The sequence below is a fragment of the Streptomyces sp. NPDC030840 genome (assembly GCF_055572015.1).
Genome location: NZ_JBVIEE010000014.1, coordinates 14,854 through 31,296, shown reverse-complemented (window position 1 = coordinate 31,296; position 16,443 = coordinate 14,854). Strand labels below are relative to the sequence as shown.

14 protein-coding genes and 1 pseudogene are annotated in these 16,443 nt (G+C 72.1%); 5 read left to right on the top strand and 10 right to left on the bottom strand.

All coding sequences use genetic code 11. The annotated features are described in order from the left end of the window. Positions 1 to 112: 112 nt before the first annotated feature. Complete coding sequence (locus tag ACZ49J_RS27325) at positions 113 to 1,054, top strand: SGNH/GDSL hydrolase family protein (RefSeq protein ID WP_467452319.1); 942 nt, start codon at positions 113 to 115, stop codon at positions 1,052 to 1,054. On the opposite strand, the gene ACZ49J_RS27320 is transcribed toward ACZ49J_RS27325, so the two are convergent. The 8 genes and pseudogenes from ACZ49J_RS27320 to ACZ49J_RS27285 all read right to left on the bottom strand — a co-directional run bounded on the left by ACZ49J_RS27320 (position 1,023) and on the right by ACZ49J_RS27285 (position 10,519). Further along, on the bottom strand, positions 1,023 to 1,703 hold the full coding sequence (locus ACZ49J_RS27320) for a TetR/AcrR family transcriptional regulator (protein WP_467452318.1): 681 nt from the start codon (positions 1,701 to 1,703) through the stop codon (positions 1,023 to 1,025). The genes ACZ49J_RS27325 and ACZ49J_RS27320 overlap by 32 nt on opposite strands. Continuing rightward, on the bottom strand, positions 1,700 to 3,718 hold the full coding sequence (locus ACZ49J_RS27315; protein ID WP_467452317.1) for a CocE/NonD family hydrolase: 2,019 nt from the start codon (positions 3,716 to 3,718) through the stop codon (positions 1,700 to 1,702). Before ACZ49J_RS27315 ends, ACZ49J_RS27320 begins: the two co-directional genes overlap by 4 nt. Next, positions 3,715 to 5,487 carry a dipeptide ABC transporter ATP-binding protein gene (locus tag ACZ49J_RS27310; protein ID WP_467452316.1) on the bottom strand — a complete coding sequence of 591 codons (1,773 nt, stop codon included), beginning with the start codon at positions 5,485 to 5,487 and terminating at the stop codon, positions 3,715 to 3,717. The genes ACZ49J_RS27315 and ACZ49J_RS27310 overlap by 4 nt, the downstream gene beginning before the upstream one ends. Further along, the gene (locus ACZ49J_RS27305; RefSeq protein ID WP_467452315.1) at positions 5,487 to 6,383 is read right to left on the bottom strand and encodes an ABC transporter permease; all 897 of its coding nucleotides are present in this window, start codon (positions 6,381 to 6,383) and stop codon (positions 5,487 to 5,489) included. The genes ACZ49J_RS27310 and ACZ49J_RS27305 overlap by 1 nt, the downstream gene beginning before the upstream one ends. After that, complete coding sequence (locus tag ACZ49J_RS27300) at positions 6,383 to 7,336, bottom strand: ABC transporter permease (RefSeq protein WP_467452314.1); 954 nt, start codon at positions 7,334 to 7,336, stop codon at positions 6,383 to 6,385. Before ACZ49J_RS27300 ends, ACZ49J_RS27305 begins: the two co-directional genes overlap by 1 nt. A gap of 2 nt (positions 7,337 to 7,338) precedes the next feature. Beyond that, positions 7,339 to 8,922, bottom strand: coding sequence for an ABC transporter substrate-binding protein (locus ACZ49J_RS27295; protein ID WP_467452313.1), 1,584 nt, complete (start codon positions 8,920 to 8,922; stop codon positions 7,339 to 7,341). Positions 8,923 to 9,309: 387 nt separating this feature from the next. Next, positions 9,310 to 9,843: pseudogene (locus ACZ49J_RS27290) on the bottom strand (TerC family protein); the annotation flags it as partial. Positions 9,844 to 10,036: 193 nt separating this feature from the next. Next, positions 10,037 to 10,519: a VOC family protein gene (locus ACZ49J_RS27285; protein WP_467452312.1), complete on the bottom strand. Its 483-nt coding sequence runs from the start codon at positions 10,517 to 10,519 to the stop codon at positions 10,037 to 10,039. 181 nt (positions 10,520 to 10,700) lie between these two features. Here ACZ49J_RS27285 and ACZ49J_RS27280 point away from each other — a divergent pair, with 181 nt between their 5' ends. The 3 genes from ACZ49J_RS27280 (at position 10,701) to ACZ49J_RS27270 (ending at position 13,394) form a co-directional block, all read left to right on the top strand. Beyond that, on the top strand, positions 10,701 to 11,921 hold the full coding sequence (locus ACZ49J_RS27280; RefSeq protein WP_467452310.1) for an epoxide hydrolase family protein: 1,221 nt from the start codon (positions 10,701 to 10,703) through the stop codon (positions 11,919 to 11,921). A 214-nt stretch (positions 11,922 to 12,135) separates the two neighbouring features. Continuing rightward, the gene (locus ACZ49J_RS27275) at positions 12,136 to 12,789 is read left to right on the top strand and encodes an ATP-dependent Clp protease proteolytic subunit (protein ID WP_467452309.1); all 654 of its coding nucleotides are present in this window, start codon (positions 12,136 to 12,138) and stop codon (positions 12,787 to 12,789) included. A 2-nt stretch (positions 12,790 to 12,791) separates the two neighbouring features. Next, on the top strand, positions 12,792 to 13,394 hold the full coding sequence (locus tag ACZ49J_RS27270; protein ID WP_467452308.1) for a ClpP family protease: 603 nt from the start codon (positions 12,792 to 12,794) through the stop codon (positions 13,392 to 13,394). A 28-nt stretch (positions 13,395 to 13,422) separates the two neighbouring features. On the opposite strand, the gene ACZ49J_RS27265 is transcribed toward ACZ49J_RS27270, so the two are convergent. Together ACZ49J_RS27265 and ACZ49J_RS27260 are read right to left on the bottom strand one after the other, a co-directional pair. Next, on the bottom strand, positions 13,423 to 13,887 hold the full coding sequence (locus ACZ49J_RS27265; RefSeq protein WP_467452307.1) for a helix-turn-helix domain-containing protein: 465 nt from the start codon (positions 13,885 to 13,887) through the stop codon (positions 13,423 to 13,425). 290 nt (positions 13,888 to 14,177) lie between these two features. Beyond that, a complete protein-coding gene (locus tag ACZ49J_RS27260; RefSeq protein WP_467452306.1) occupies positions 14,178 to 15,083 on the bottom strand; it encodes a MurR/RpiR family transcriptional regulator in 906 nt (301 codons plus the stop codon). A 126-nt stretch (positions 15,084 to 15,209) separates the two neighbouring features. Here ACZ49J_RS27260 and ACZ49J_RS27255 point away from each other — a divergent pair, with 126 nt between their 5' ends. Further along, positions 15,210 to 16,421 (top strand): C45 family autoproteolytic acyltransferase/hydolase, encoded by a 1,212-nt coding sequence (locus ACZ49J_RS27255; protein WP_467452305.1) that lies wholly within the window; start codon positions 15,210 to 15,212, stop codon positions 16,419 to 16,421. The last annotated feature ends 22 nt before the right edge of the window (positions 16,422 to 16,443 follow it).

The following is a 16,443-nucleotide window of genomic DNA, read 5'->3' as shown; positions in this document are numbered from 1 at the left end:
GGGCGTCCGGGACTCGACCGGGCGCCCCGTGGCCGACGGGTGTCTTCCCCCTTGGGCCCTCCTGTGCTTGCCTGGGGAGCCGTTTTTCGGTCGCCGGGGCGGGAGTCGCCGTATGCGGAAGCCGTGGATCGTGGGAGTGCTGCTCGCCGGAGTGCTGCTGGGCGCCTGCGGGGATCCGGCGTCCGCGCCCGAGGCGGCACCGACGCCGGGCGAGCCGGGACCGACGACCACGCGTCAGCGGGCGGCGGCCTCCCCGGCCGCCTCCGGCACACCGACCGAGCGGACCGCGCCGACCGCGCCGAGCGCCCCGGAGAAGGCGCCCGTCGTGCTCTACCTCGGTGACTCCCTCGCCATGGAGAACCAGAAGGTGCTCGGGCAGCAGTTCCGCGACGATCTCGGCGCCCGCTACACCAGCGCCCCGTACTCGGGCACCACGCTGTGCGACTACCTGGAGGGCACCGGCGACAGGTCACTGGTGCCCCCGCAGCACAAGGCGGCGGCCCTGGTGCGTGAACTCCGCCCGGACTTCGTGGTGTTGCAGTTCTGGGGCAACGCCTGGGGCTACACACCCTGTATGGACGGCATCACGTACGACAAGTCCGCGGGCACGTACTTCTCCCGGTACGCCGACGACGCCGGGCGGCTGACGGAGCAGATCGCGGACGCGGGCGGAGCACGAAGGCCGGTCATCGTGTGGGTGCTGCAGGGACCCGACCCGATCACTCCCGACCGGGTGCGGCGCGTCAACGCCCTCTACGGGAAGCAGGCAGACGCCTCGGGCGACCTCGTCGCCGACGCGGGCAGGGTGGTGAGTCCTGCCTCGGCCCGCTACACCTGGGTGGAGGAGCTGCCCTGTACGGCGCACGAGCGGGCGCATCCCGCGTACTGCACACAGCCTGACCGGGGCCGCACCGCCCTGCACCGCGACGACGACTACCTGCACTTCTGCCTGGCGCCCACGACCTCGAAGCCGAAGCCGTGCCCGGTCCGCTCCCCCGGCATCCTGCGCATGGCGCGGGAGATCACGCGGACGGTCGGGGAGCACGTCCGGTGAGCCGGAGTTCCGTCCCGATGAAGCGGTTGAGGTGGCGTCGGGCTTCCTCCGTGCTGAGGGGCGGCGCCTGGCGCAGGCGCTGAAGGGCCAGCCCGTCGGCGAGCGCGGCGAACCGGACGGTGAACCCGTCGAGGTCGTCGCAGGCGAACTCGCCCTCGTCCACGCCCCGCCCGGCGAGTGACCTGATCCGCTGGTGCCAGGCCGCGTACCGCTGGGCCTGGCCGCGGGCGAAGCCCTGGTCGGGGGCCTGGTCGGCGGCGTTCCAGTAGTCGAACCACATGCGCCAGTGCCGGTCGGTGTCCTCGGTGAACAGCGCGTCGACCAGCAGCCGCAGCGCCTCGGCCGAGCTCGTGGCCCGCTCGGCGGCCTCGCTGAGCGCGGCGTAGTACCGCTCGATGTGCAGCACCATCGCCTCGGTGAGGACTTCCTGGACGCTCGCGAAGTGGTAGGTGACCGTGCCCACCGACACGCCGGCCGCGGCGGCGACGTCGCGGACGCCCACCGATGCGTAGCCCCGCTCGGCGATCAGCGGCACGGCCGCCTCGACGATGAGACGGCGGCGCACCTCGGTGGGCTGGCGGGTCCGGTCGGCGGCGGCGACGGCACGGCGGGGCGGACGGGTGGACGCAGGGGGCTCGGCGGCCGTCATCCGGACGTCCTCGGGGTGGTGCGGTGCCACTGGCGCTTGGCCACTGTCTCTCCGTTCGACCGTGCTTCGACGCGGCTGTCCATGATGAAGTCCGCGCGCGTCGCCCGCAGCTCCGTCCGGGTAACGATCTCGGCGTCCCAGGCGTCCCCGTGCTCCTCGCCGCGTCGCAGCCGGATCGTCCACGTGGAGACCGCCGCGGCGGACAGCGGGTCGCCGGAGCGGATCGTGTAGGTCTCCAGCGCGCTCTCCTCGTATCGCAGACCGTCCGGGTACGTGCGGGAGCCCCCGTAGTCGGGGTCGACCTCCAGCCGCCACTCCCCCGTGGCGACGTCGTGCGTCACGAGCCGCTCGGGGCGCGGGTCGGCGGGCCGGTCGTAGGTCACGGGCAGCGGGGCGGCCTGCTCGGGCCCCTCGAAGCGGATGGGATGCTCGTCGGCGGTCTCCCGCACGGGCAGCAGTACGGCGCTGTCGGCGGGGACCACGCTGAGCGCGCCGCGCTCGCCGTGCGGCCACACCCACGGCCAGTACGCGTTGGAGACGGCGACCCGGATGCGGTGGCCGGGCGGGAAGGCGTACCCGGTGCCGCTCAGCTCGAACTCGACCGTCTCGTACGTGCCCGGCCTCCACTCCGCGCTCCGGTCGCGGCCGTGCCTGCTGAGCAGGTTGAGGACGCCCCGGTTGACGAGGGTGGAGGAGCCGTCGGGTGCGACGTCGCAGAGGCGGGCGATGACGTGGGCGCGCGCTGTGGTGCTGTCGAGGCGGAGCCTGAGGCGCGGGCGGCCGAGGATCTCCACGCGGTCCGTGAGGGGCGCCGTGTCGAAGCAGACCGACCGGCCGTCCTCCTCGCGCTGGTCGGGCGGCAGGTCGGCGGCGTTGCCGAACGGGAAGAAGCGGCCGGCGTCGACGCCGGTGTGCTGCGGGGACCGTACGAGGACGGCGGTGTGGTCCGGGCCCAGGGCGCGCTCGTCCCACGTGACCGTCGGTGAGGGCCAGTGGTGCTCGGCCACCCAGCGGCCGGGCAGGATGTCGTAGGACGTGGCGGGCGGCACCGGCTCGGTCAGCCAGGCGCGCAGCAGGGGTTCGTCCATGATCCCGGTGTCCTGGTCCTTCAGGTGCTGGTCCCACCAGCGCAGCGTCTCCTGGAGGAAGCCGATCGCGGGGCCGGGCGGGAGGCCGCGGTCCGGGTACTGGTGGCACCACGGGCCGATCAGCCCGCGGACGTGGTCGCCGGGCAGGTGTTCCACCAGCCGCAGCACGGTGTCGCGGTACGGGTCGTTCCAGCCGCCCACCGCGAGGACGGCCGCGTCGATGGCGCCGTAGTCCTCGCAGACGCTGCCGTGCCGCCAGTAGGCGTCGCGCTGCTGGTGGTCCAGCCAGGTGTGGAGGAACGGTTCGAGTGCGGCGAGGCGCTCGCGCCACATGGGCAGCCAGCGGTCGGCGCCGACGTTCGCCGGGTCCGGCGGGCGGGACGCGAAGGCGAGCATGGTGCCGGCCCAGGCCAGCATGTCGATGCCGAGGACGGCGCCGCCGGTGTAGTGGACGTCGTTGTCGTAGCGGTCGTCGGTGGAGCAGACCGTGACGATCGCCTTCAGGGGTTCGGGGGCCAGGGCGGCGATCTGGAGGGAGTTGAACCCGCCCCAGGAGATGCCGAACATGCCCACCTTGCCGGTGCACCAGGGTTGCACGGCGAGCCAGTTGACGACGTCGACACCGTCGGCGAGTTCCCGCGCGTCGTACTCGTCGCCGGGGGTTCCCTCGCTGTCGCCGTGCCCGCGGATGTCGACGCGCACGGAGGCGTAGCCGTGTCCGGCGTACCAGGGGTGGCGCTGGGCGTCGCGGGGCGCGGTCCAGTCGCTCTTGCGGTACGGCAGGTATTCGAGGAGGGCGGGCACGGGGCTGATCTCGGCGTCGGCGGGCCGCCAGACGCGGGCGTGCAGCCGGGTCCTGCCGCCCTGGGTGGGGATCCAGACGTCCTCGCGGACGACCTCGCGGTCGAACCGCTCGCGGTACTTCACGCGTCTCCTTCCGTGACGGTGGGGCTCCAGCGGCGGACCCGGTGGCCGTCACCGTGGTCCGTCCACATGTCGTCCGGTTCGGCGGCGTCGGCCCAGTCGCTGACGTCGTAGCGATACGGCCGTGCGTCGGGGTCGGGTTCGAGGGCGGCGGCCATCAACTGCCGGGTGTAGGGGTGTCCGGGCGAGGCGAACACCGCCTCCGTCGGGCCCTCCTCGACGACCACACCGTGGCGCAGGACGGCCACGCGGTCCGCGATGCCCCGGACGACGGCCAGGTCGTGGCTGATGAACAGGCAGGCCAGTCGGCGTTCGCGCCGCAGGTCGTCGAGGAGGCGGAGCACTTCCGCCTGTACGGAGACGTCGAGGGCGGTGGTGATCTCGTCGGCGATCAGCACGTCCGGTTCGCCCGCCAGCGCGCGGGCGATGCCGATGCGCTGGCGCTGGCCGCCGGAGAGCTGGGCGGGCAGCCGGTCGGCGAGCGCCGGGTCGAGGCGTACGTCCGAGATGAGCTCGCGGGCCCGTACCGCGGCCTCGGCCGCGCTGGTCGCCGCGCCGAAGAACCTCAGCGGGCGGCGGACCGCGTCGCCCACGGAGCGGCGCGGGTTGAGGGAGGTGTCGGCGTTCTGGAAGACGAGCTGGACCCTGCGCCGCAGCGACAGGGGCCGCCGTTCGGCGGGGCGCGCCAGGTCGCCCGACGCGTGGGTCAGGGTGCCGCCGGAGGGGGTGCGCAGGCCCGCGAGCGTCCAGGCGAGTGTGGACTTGCCGCTGCCCGACTCGCCGACGAGAGCGAGGACTTCGCCCCGGCGGACGTCGAAGGACACGCCGCGCACGGCGCGCGAGGAGCCGTAGTCGACGCTCACGTCCCGGGCCGACACGGCCACCGGCGCTCCGGCCGTCACCCGCGCCCTGTCCCGCACCTCCCGCTCCCCCGCCTCGCTCACGAGCGCGAGCCCCGTGTCGTCGAGGCGCGGGACGCTGGCCAGCAGCCTTCTGGTGTACGGGTCCTGGGGCCCGGCGAAGAGCGTCCGCGTGGGCGCCGACTCCACGACCCGGCCGGAGCGCAGCACGGTGACCTCGTCGGCGAGGTGCGCGACGACGCCCAGGTCGTGGCTCACCAGCACGACGGCGAGGCCGAGTTCGTCGCGCAGTCCGGCGATCAGGTCGAGGACGCCGCGCTGGGTGACGACGTCGAGGCCGGTCGTCGGCTCGTCGAGGACGAGGACGTCGGGGCGGACCGCGACGGCCATGGCGATGGCTACGCGTTGCTGCTGGCCGCCGGAGAGCTCGTGGGGGTAGCGGCGGGCGAGTTCGGCCGGGCGCGGCAGCCGTACCTGCTCCAGCAGGTCGGCGACGGGGACGCGGCCGCCCGCCTCCGCGATCTGCCGCCCGACGCGCATGGACGGGGTGAGCGCGTGCCCGGCGTTCTGGGCGACCAGGGCGACGGTTCCGCCGCGCAGCCGTCTCAGCTCGCGTGCGGGCAGGGCGAAGACGTCGCTGCCCTTGACGTGCACCGAGCCGCCGGTGATCCGGGACCCGTGCCGCAGGTGTCCCAGCAGGGTGGCCGCCACGGTCGACTTGCCGCTGCCGGACTCGCCGACGAGAGCGAGCGTCTGCCCCTCGGCGACCTCCAGGGACACCTCGCGCACCACCGGCACCTCGCGGCCGCCCGAACGGTAGGCGACGGACAGGGAGTTCACGGCGACGACCGGCGTGGCACCACTCGACGCACCCCTCGTGGCAGTCCTCGGCTCCGCGTCGCTCCCGCTCATCAGGATCCCTCCCTGATCCGGTCCACGCCCCAGGCCTTGGACAGCCCGTCGGCGGCGAGGTTGAGCCCGATCACGAGCGTGGCCAGGGCGATGATCGGCGCCAGGCTCGCCATGGGGACGACGGTGACGGCGGTGCGGTTCTCGGCGACCATCAGTCCCCAGTCAGGGGTCGGCGGGTCGGCGCCGAAGCCGAGAAAGGACAGCGAGGAGATCAGCAGCACGACCCACGAGGCCCGCATCGCGAACTCCACGCACACGACGTCGGTGATGTTGGGCAGGATCTCGCGGCGCAGGATCGCCCAGGTCCCCTCGCCGCGTGCCCGCGCCGCCGTCACGTAGTCCTGGGGTACGACGGCCAGGGCGGCGCCCCGTACGACCCGTACGACCTGGGGGACGAACACCACGGCGATCGCGAGGACGATGACCGCCGGTGCTGTGCCCAGCGCGGTCACGACCACGAGCAGGGACAGGACGGCCGGCACGGACAGCACCGCGTCCAGGACCCGGCCGAGCACGTCGTCGAACCAGCCTCCGCGCAGGGCGGCCGCGCATCCGATCACCGTGCCGAGGGCGACGGTCAGCAGGGTCGCGGTGACGGAGACTCCGAGCGCGTACCGGCCGCCGTACAGCACGCGGGCGAGGACGTCACGGCCGTACTGGTCGGTGCCCGCCCAGTGGGTGCCGCTCGGCCCGAGCAGTGCCTCGTCGGAGCTGTTGGCGATGGGGTCGTAGGAGGTGAGCAGCGGTGCGAGGAGCGCGATCAGCACGTGGACGGCGACGGCGGACAGACCGGTGACGGCGGCGCGCGAGGAGCGGAGGGTGCGCCAGACGCGTACGGCGGCACGAGCGGGGACCGCAGCCGGGGCGGCGGCCGGGGCGGTGTCGAGGGTGGTCATCAGGTCCTCCCGCGCGTACGGAGCTTGGGGTTGAGGGCCATGGCGGCAAGGTCGGCGGCCAGGTTGCAGGCCACGTAGACGACGGCGCTGACGAGGGCGATGGCCTGGATGACGGGCAGGTCCCGGTTCTGCACCGAGGACAGCATCAGCTTGCCGATGCCCGGATAGTTGAAGACGTTCTCGACGACGGCGACGCCGCCCGCGAGCCAGGCCACGTTGAGCGCGATGACGTGCAGCGTGGGCAGGAGCGCGCCCGGAAGGGCGTGCCGGGTCACGACCCGCCAGGTCGACAGGCCCTTGAGGCGGGCCGTCGTGACGTACTCGCTCGCCATCACGTCGATGACGGAGGTGCGGGCCATGCGGACGATGTACGCGGCCATGACGACGGCGAGCGCCAGGGCGGGCAGCCAGACGGCGGGCAGGAGCTGACCGACGCTCGCCTCCGGGCCGTACAGGACGACGGCCGGGAACCACGGCAGCGCGATGGAGAAGCAGAGCACCAGCACGGTCGCGACGACGAACTCGGGGACGCTCATGCCGACGAGGCTGACCGTGGAGATCACGTGGTCCGGCCAGCGGTCGCGGTACAGGCCCGCGAGTACGCCGAGGACGATCGAGCCGGTGACGGCGAACAGGACCGTGACGAGGGCGATCAGCGCGGAGTTGCCGAGGTGCACGGACACCTCGCCGCCGACCGCTTTCCCGGAGACGAGCGAGGTGCCGAAGTCGCCGTGGAGGGCGCCGCCCGCCCAGTCGGCGTACCGCTCCCAGGCGGGCCGGTCGAGCCCCAGTTGCCCGCGCAGGGCGGCGACGGCGTCGGGGGTGGCGTCCTTGCCGAGGACCTGGGTGGCGACGTCGCCGGGCAGTGCCTGGACGGCGAGGAAGACCAGGACGGAGGCGAGCAGAAGGGTGCCAAGGGCGGCGGCGATCCGGCGGGCCAGGAAGGACAGCATGCTCAGGCTCCCTTCAGGCCGATGCCGAGGTAGTCGAACTCGAAGCCGTGCTCGGCGTATCCACGCACCTTCCGGGAGATCCCGACGAGCCGGTCGGCGAACATCGGGGTGATCGCCCCGCCGTTGTCGATGACGAAGGTCTGTGCCTCGCCGTGGAGTTCGCGCCGCCGCTGGTCGTCAGTCTCGCGCCGGGCGCGGTCGAGGAGGGCGTCGAAGTCCTTGTCGGACCAGGCGGTCTCGTTGTACGAGGAGCCGCTGCGGAAGACCTGGGTGAAGAGCTGGTCCACGGGTCGGCCGGTGTACCAGTAGGTGGCCATCAGCGGTTTCCTCATCCAGATCTGCGTGTAGTAGGAGTCCGCGGCGGCCGTCCTGACCCGGACGCGGATGCCGGCGCGCCGGGCCGAGTCCTGGTAGGCGAGCGCCATCGGCGTGAACACCGGGTCGTAGGAGGACGTGTAGAGGTCGACGGCGAGCCCTTCGTGCCCCGCCCGCTTCAGCAGGTACCGCGCCTTCTCCGGGTCGTGCTCAGGGTGCGCGGAGATGTGGGCGGGGTCGCTCGGTGGCACCGGGTTGTCCCAGCCGGCGGTGCCCGCGCCCTGCAGGGCGACCTTCACGACGTGCTCGGGGTCGTAGGCGAGCTTCATGGCCTGCCGTACCCGGACGTCGGTGAACGGCTTCTCGGTGGTGAGCATCGGCAGCACGTACCACTGGGCGTTCTCGACGCGGGCGATGGTGGCGCGGTCGGAGGCGGCGATGACACGGGCGGTGGCGAAGTCCAGGTTGGTCTGGGAGAGCAGATCGACCTGCCCGGCGAGCAGAGCGTTCGAGCGGGCCGACATGTCGGCGACCGTGGAGAAGGTGAGGGCGTCGAGCACGGGGCGGCCCTGCCAGTGATCCGTGTAGGCGGTGACGCGACCGGGCCCAGCGGGCGTGAAGGACTCCAGTTTGAAGGGGCCCGTGCCGATGCCCGTCCGTCCGATCGAGCGGGCGCTGCCGTCGGGGACGACGTAGCAGTTGTAGTGCGTGAGCAGGCTCGGGAATTCGGCGTGGGGGCTCTTGAGGGGGACGACGAGGGTGTGGTCGTCGGGGGTGCGCAGCCGGCCCGGGTCGATGAGCGGGGCGAGGACGGCGGCCTGCGGGGAGGCGGTCCTCTTGTCGAGGATGTGGCGCAGGGTGTAGGCGGCGTCGGCCGAGGTGAAGTTCCGCCCGTCGTGGAAAGTGACGCCCTCGCGGAGGCGGAAGGTCCAGGTGCGGGCCTCGGCGTCGGAATCCCAGGACTCGGCGAGGTCGGGGGCGACGGCGCCGTCCTTGTCGACCCGGACGAGCCGGTTGTAGAGGGCGCCCAGGTATTCGTATGCCGACAGCGCGCTGGCCGGATCCAGCGTCTCGGCGTCGGAGGCGGGGGGCCGCGCGATACGGAGGGTGCCGCCCCGGTCGGGGGCGCCCTGCCGGGCGGCGACGGGCAGGACGGGTGCGGACGAAGCGCCCGTGCAGCCCGTGAGCAGCCAGGAGGCGCCGAGCGACGCCGCCCCGGCGGCGCCCGCGGCGAGGACCGACCGCCGTCCCGGTTGGTGGATGCCGGACATGACCGACCGCCCTCCCCGCTATTCGTTCAGCGGAACGATTGAGTGAAGTCCGTGAACGATAACGATGGGGCGGTTTCACGCCAACCCCCGCTACCGGGAAATCAGCCGCAGGACCACACGGCCGTCACAAACCGCCCCTCACCGACACGGCACGCGCACACAACGCGGTACGCCCCGGTCGTTCGACCGGGGCGCACGGCGAGCGGTCCGGCGGCGGACAACGCGTGACGGTGGCTTGCGGTGCGGCTCAGCCGACGCGGTCCGACCGGGGCCGCCGCGGCTCCTGCGCGGTGGTCTCGCCGCTCGCGGACTCCTCCCCCACCTGCTTCCTCGTCGACCACAGACTGGTCGCCGTCGTCACGGCGAGGACCAGGACGATGAAGCCGAGTCGGCCACGCCGAAGCGCTTCTCGACCGCCTTGAGCAACGTGTCCTCCTCGTACTCCTCGTCGTGGCCGCCCCTGCGCACGTCCTGGACGAGCTTCCAGGCGGTCCACACGAGGAAGGCCCCGAAGAGGTAGAAGACCCACGAGAACGTGGAGATGATCGCCGCGCCGGCCGCGATGAAGATCGCGCGCAGCACCAGCGCCATCAGGACGCCGATCATCAGCACGCGCTGCCGGTACTGCGAGGGCACGGCGAACTTCGCCATGATCAGCACGAACACGAACAGGTTGTCGACGCTGAGCGACTTCTCGGTGATGAATCCGGCGAAGAACTCACCCGCGGGCTTGCCGCCGGCGAGGGCCGGCACGCCGAGTCCGAACGCGAGGGCGAGGGCGAGGACGATCCACACGGCCGACAAGATGCCGGCCTCCTTGATCGACACGTCGTGGGGCTTACGGCCGATGAAGAAGTCGACGGCGATGAGCACGCAGAGCACTGCGATGGTCAGCACCCAGACGGTAAGGGAGACGTTCACTGTCCCTCCGGGGTCACTTCCGCCCAGGAAAGGTGAACAACAGCAGTTGTCCCGGCCTACGGCCTGTTCGTAACCGGTGTACGGGGTCCGCACTGCGGCCGGGGCGGTCCGCGGACACGCGTGGGTCACCCTGTGCCGCACGGCGTGCGGACGACAGAGCGACCAACCGCCGGCGTGCCGTCGCGGAGCACCGCTACTCGCCCGCGTACGCCTTCTCCAGGGTGGGGAGGTCGAGCTTGCCCATCGAGAGCATGACCTTGGTCGCGCGCCCCGCCTTCTCCGCGTCCGGATCGTTGATCATGTCGAAGAGCCTGCTGGGGACGACCTGCCAGGACACCCCGTACTTGTCCTTGAGCCAGCCGCAGGGGCCGCCCTCGCCGCCGCCTTCCGTCAGCTTGTCCCAGTAGTGGTCGATCTCGGCCTGGTCCTCGCAGAGGACCTGGAAGGAGATCGCCTCGTTGAACGTGAACTGCGGGCCGCCGTTCAGCGCGACGAACCGCTGGCCGTTCGCCACGAAGTCCACGGTCATCACCGCTCCGGGCGTACCCATCCCTCCCTCCGTGTAGCGGCTGATCCGGCCGATGCCGGAGTTCTTGAAGACCGAGACGTAGAAGTGCGCGGCCTCCTCGGCCTGGCCGTCGAACCACAGACAGGTGGTGAATCCGTTCGCGGGCATGCATGCCTCCTCGGGCGCGAGAGTGTCGTCACCTGTATCGACCGGTCCTCGTCCGCGAACTCATCGGTGGCGCGGGCACATTTTTCCGGCGGCGGGGCGAGCCGGAAGGTCTCGTGATCCGACCGGCCCGTGGCCGAATACCGGTCTGCCGGATCGTCTGGCGGAACTAGCATCGCCGTACATGATCTCTTCGAACCCGGACGGGACAGTCGATCCCGGCGCCGACGCCATCCACTCGTTCCGCCTCGCCATCCCCCAGGCCGACCTCGACGACCTGCACGCCCGGCTCGACCGCACCCGCTGGCCCGAGGAGCTGCCCGGAGTGGGCTGGGCGTACGGCGTTCCCCGGGACCATCTGCGGGAGCTCGTACGGTACTGGCGGCACGACTACGACTGGCGGGCCGCGGAGGCGCGGCTGAACGCGTGGCCGCAGTTCATGACGGAGATCGACGGCGCGACCGTGCACTTCGCCCACATCCGGTCGCCGGAGCCCGACGCGACACCGCTGGTGATCACCCATGGCTGGCCGGGGTCGATCGTCGAGTTCACGCACATCGCGGGGCCGCTGACCGACCCGCGGGCGCACGGCGGTGCCCCCGCCGACGCCTTCGACCTGGTGATCCCCAGCATCCCGGGCTTCGGTCTGTCCGGGCCGACGCGCGAACCCGGCTGGGAGTTCCGCCGGGTGGCGGCCGCGTGGGCGGAGCTGATGGAACGGCTCGGCTACCGGCGGTACGGCGTGCAGGGCGGGGACTGGGGCGCCGCGATCTCCAGGGAGCTCGGCCGGATCCGCCCCGACCACGTCATCGGCGTCCACCTCAACCTGCTCCCGGACTCCGCCGCCGTCGCACCGCCCACCGAGGAGGAACTGGCCGCACTGAGCCCGAAGGAGCGCGAGCGCACGCTGGCCTCATGGGCGCGCACCGAGGAGTGGGTGCGCGAGCGGCAGGGGTACGGCGTCGTCCAGTCCACCCGCCCGCAGACGCTGGCCTACGCGCTGAACGATTCACCGGTCGGCCAACTCGCCTGGATCGCCGAGAAGTTCGCGGAGTGGACCGACTCCGGGGACCGTCCCGAGGACGCCGTGGACCGCGACCTGCTGCTCACCAACGTGATGCTGTACTGGCTGACCGGAACGGCCGGTTCCTCGGCGCGCATCTACTACGAGCGCGCCCACGCCGACGGCTGGGGCGCGCCGCCGGATCCCTCCACGACTCCGACGGCGCTGGCCGTCTTCCCGGAGGAGAACTTCATACCGCTGCGGCACATCGCGGACCGTACGAACACGATCGTGCGGTGGACGGAGTTCGACCGGGGCGGGCACTTCGCGGCGCTGGAGGTGCCTGACCTGCTGGTGGGCGATGTGCGGGCGTTCTTCCGGCAGTTGCGGGGGACCGTCTAGGTACCGCGCGGGGAGGAGCCACCCCGCGGCCTCGCCGTGCGGCAGGCCCGCCTCGCGGAATCCCGGGCCGACTGGGCCGACATGCGCGCCGTGGGGGCTCCTCTGCTCGTAGCTAATCTGCCGCGGGCAGAGAAACCCCATGTCAGGGGCCCCTCTTGGCGAGAGTGGAGGTGGCGGGGTCACCGCCGCGCAACCGTTCACAACAGGAGGACTCATGACGTCGCTGATCACCGGCTGGGAGCCGACTCTCGCTCCCCGGGCCGAGGAGGGGGACACTCCTCCGTCGCGGTTCGACGACCATCTGGCCGCGCAACTGCTGGCGCAGCGGATCGTGCTCCTCGGAACGCAGGTCGACGAGGTCTCCGCCAACCGGGTCTGCTCCCAGCTGCTGATTCTGTCCGCGGAGGACCCGCGCACGGACATCAGCCTCTACATCAACAGCCCCGGCGGGTCCGTGACCGCGGGCCTCGCGATCTACGACACCATGCGGCTGATCCCGAACGACGTGGCCACGCTCGCGATGGGCTTCGCGGCGAGCATGGGGCAGTTCCTGGTCACCGTGGGCACGCACGGGAAGCGGTTCGCGCTGCCGAACGCGCGGATCATGATGCACCAGCCGTCAGGGGGGATCGGCGGCACCACCGCCGACATCGAGATCCAGGCGGAGAACCTGGAGTTCGCCAAGCGGACCATCGAGCGGATCACCGCGGAGCACACCGGCCAGAGCCCGGAGACGATCTCCCGGGACGGCGACCGCGACCGGTGGTTCACGGCCGAGCAGGCGAAGGAGTACGGAATGGTCGACCAGGTGGTGGAGTCACTCGCCGACGTCCGGCCGACCACGACGCGACGCAGGATGGGGCTGTAGACATGGGGACGTACACGATTCCGAACGTCGTCGAGAGGACCCCGCAGGGCGAGCGGTCGTACGACGTCTTCAGCCGGCTGCTGAACGAGCGGATCATCTTCCTCGGCACCGAGATCGACGACGGCGTCGCCAACGTCGTCATCGCGCAGCTCCTCCACCTGGAGTCGTCGGCGCCGGGGAACGAGATCGCGATCTACATCAACTCGCCCGGTGGATCGTTCACTTCGCTCATGGCCATCTACGACACGATGTCCTACGTGCAGGCGCCGATCTCGACGTTCTGCGTCGGGCAGGCGGCCTCCACCGCGGCGGTGCTGCTCGCGGGCGGCAACCCCGGCCGGCGCTTCGTCCTCGAACACGCGCGGGTGCTGCTCGGCCAGCCCGCGAGCGGCGGCCGCCAGGGTACGGCCTCGGACCTGTCCCTCCAGGCGAAGGAGATGGTCAGGATCCGCTCCCAGGTGGAGGAGGTGCTCGCCCGGCACACCCACCACGAGATCCCCACGCTCCGCGCGGACATGGACCGCGACAAGGTCTTCACCGCCGAGGAGGCCGTGGCGTACGGGCTCGCCGACGAGGTGCTGAGCCGGCGGCTCGTGGGGGCCTGAGCCCTCCGAGCCGCCGGGCCACGGGGTGTCAGGCGACGAGGCAGAGTCCGTTGTACGGCGGCGTGGCGGCGGTCGGGGTGCCCGTCGTCGCGCGCGTCGCCCGCGTGTGTCGCGTGAGTTCGCCGTGGACGCGGGAGAGCAGGTCACCGAGGCCCAGGCCGAGGGCGTGGGCGGCGGCCGCGAGGACCTCCGAGGAGGCCTCCTTGCGGCCCCGCTCCAGCTCCGAGAGGTACGGCATCGAGATCCGCGCCGCCTCCGCGACGTCCTTCAACGTCCGCTCCTGGGCGAGCCGTTCCCGCCGCAGCACGTCACCGACGAGGTCACGCCAGAGAGGTTCCCTGGCGGGGGCCGGCGCCTGGGGCTCGCGGGCCGGATGGGCCCGCGGGGCCAGGGCCTGTCGCGGTGTGGCGGAGGGAGCGGCCGAGCGGACCTGACGGTCCGTCAGCGGGCGCAGCGGAATGACACGAGCTTCGTTCGACGCTTGATTCGTCACTCCATCAGATTAGGAGCCGAGGGCTCGACGGGAAGGGACCGGCGTTCCGCCCTCAGTGGAATCACGGCCCGGCCTGGAGATCGGTCCCGGAACCGCCGGCTCACCGCGCCGCCGGCGGAGTCGGGCCGCGACGTCAGGGCCGTCGAGCTCGGCCCGCAGACGGCGCGGCCCCGTCGCCGTGCGTGCCGGTGATCCCGACGTGGCGCCTCGTCCGCGAAGCTTTCCACGAAGACGACTTCGGTGCGCCACGTCTCCACCTGCTTTCCGTCCCCGCGGGCCGTGGCGGACCCTCAGCTCTTGCGGTTGCCCTTGTGCGACAGCAACTGCTCCCTGAGCACCGTCAGTTGGTGCGAGGTGTCCACCGCCCGGGTCTCGTCCAGGGTCGTGAGGGCGAGGAGCAGCACGTCCGCGACGACGAGCGCGGTGAGCGCCTCCGAGGTGATGCCGGTCGGGGTGTGCGGCGCCGTGAGGACGGCGTCGACGCGGTCGCCGAACTCCTCCGCGAGTTCGTCGGTGACGAGGACGATCCGCGCGCCGACGGCCCGCGCGCGCTCGATGAGGACGGTGAGTTCGGTCAGCGCCCGCCCGGGCTGGAAGATCACCACGGCGTCGTCCCGGCGCAGTGCGAGGAGGTGGTCGGCGAGCGCGAACCCGGTCGCGTCGATGAAACGGGAGCGGCGGCCGATGCGGCCCAGCGCCAGCGACAGGTGGCGGGCGGCCGGTTCGGAGGCGGCGATCCCGAAGCAGTGGATCTCCCCCGCGTCGGCGAGTGCCGTCACCGCGGCGCGCAGGGCGTCCGGCTCGGTCAGCCGCCGGGTCTGCTCGATGCGCTCCTGCGCCTCGTCGATCACATCGCCCCAGATGCCGTCCAGGTCCCGGCCGACGTGGGCGATGCGCTGCTTCAGACGCACCTCGGGCGCGACCGCCGCGGTGAACCCGGACGCCAGTTCCCGCTTGAGGGCGGGCAGGCCGGCGTACCCGAGGCGCTGGAGTGCGCGGACGACGGTGGCGTTGCTGGTCCCGCTGGCCGTGCCCAGCTCCTGGGCTCCGGAGAACAGGAGCTGTTCGACGGGCGCGTTCGCCAGGTACTGGGCGACCGCGCGCTCGGACGCGGAGAGGTTCTCCCAGTTGTCGCGGACGGCCGCACGGAGCCGGGCCAGGCCCTCCCCGGGATCCCCGTGATCTGAAATTTTCATTACGGACATTGACTTCCTCGTGACGGCCGTTACTCTCCTGGACAACGCATTCCAAGAGGAGAGCGTCTCGTAACCGACGTTACAGCACGTCGGAACTACGGGCTGCTCTCCGTCGCGAGGAGAAGAATGACACCCCCCTCATCCGCCTCACCCCTGGCATCCCCCTCACCCCGCTCCCTGCCCCTCGTCGAGATCTCCGGCACCCCGCTGGAGCGCGGACGGCAGTACGGCGAGGCGGTGCGGCCCCAGCTTCTCGCCGCTCTCGCCTATTACGAGGAGGCGTTCGGGCACGCCGCCGGGCTGACCTGGGACCGGGTCACCGCCCGCGCCGCCCGCTGGCAGGAGCCGGTGGGCTCGTACGCCCCGCATCTGCTGGAGGAGATGCGCGGGATCGCCGACGGGGCGGGCGTCACGCTCCTCGACGTGCTCGCGCTCAACGCCCGTGGTGAGGTTCTCTACGACCAGTCGTTCGCGGACATGTCCGAGTCCGACGAGGTCGGCGGGGAGGAGCGGGTCGAGGGCTGCACCTCGTTCGCCGTGTACGGGAACGCCAGCGGCGACGGGCACGTGTGGGCCGGGCAGAACTGGGACTGGCGGGCAGGAGTGGCCGACACGGTCGTCATGCTGCGGATCGTGCAGCCGCCCGCACCCACCCTGATCATGCAGGTCGAGGCAGGGCAGGTCGGCCGTCAGGGCGCCAACTCGGCGGGTGTCGCGCTCAACGCCAACGGCCTGGGCGGGCGTTTCGACGACGCGGTCGGCCTGCCGCAGACCGTCGTCCGCCGCAGCGTCCTCGACCAGTCCTCCATCACGGACGCGCTGGACGTGCTGTGCCGCACCCGCGCGCACATCGCCTCCAACGCCCTGCTGACCTGCCGCGAGGGCTTCGCCGTCGACCTGGAGACCACACCCGCCGGGCACGGCTGGCTGCACGCGGACGACGGGCTCCTGGTGCACGGCAACCACTACCAGGCGGGCGTCCCCGCGGCCATCGCCGCCGGCTACCGCCCCCTGTCCTCGGACTCGCTGGTGCGCGTACCCCGCGCCGAGCAGGGCCTGAGGGCGCTGCGCGGGTCCACCGGGCCCGACGAGTCCCGGAAGCTGATCAAGCAGGCCATGTCCGACCACCTCGGCCTGCCCGAGTCGCTGTGCACCCACCCCGACCCCCGCCGGCCCGTCGTGGAGCACTGGACCACGCTCGTCTCCTCGTGCGTGGACCTGACCAGCGGCGACTACCACGTGACCGCGGGCACGCCCTGCGACCGCGACTACCAGCACCTGCCCTGGAACCTCTACGACGGCCCCCATGGCGACACACCCACCGACTGTCCCAGCTGAGAGCACGGGAGTTCATCCGATG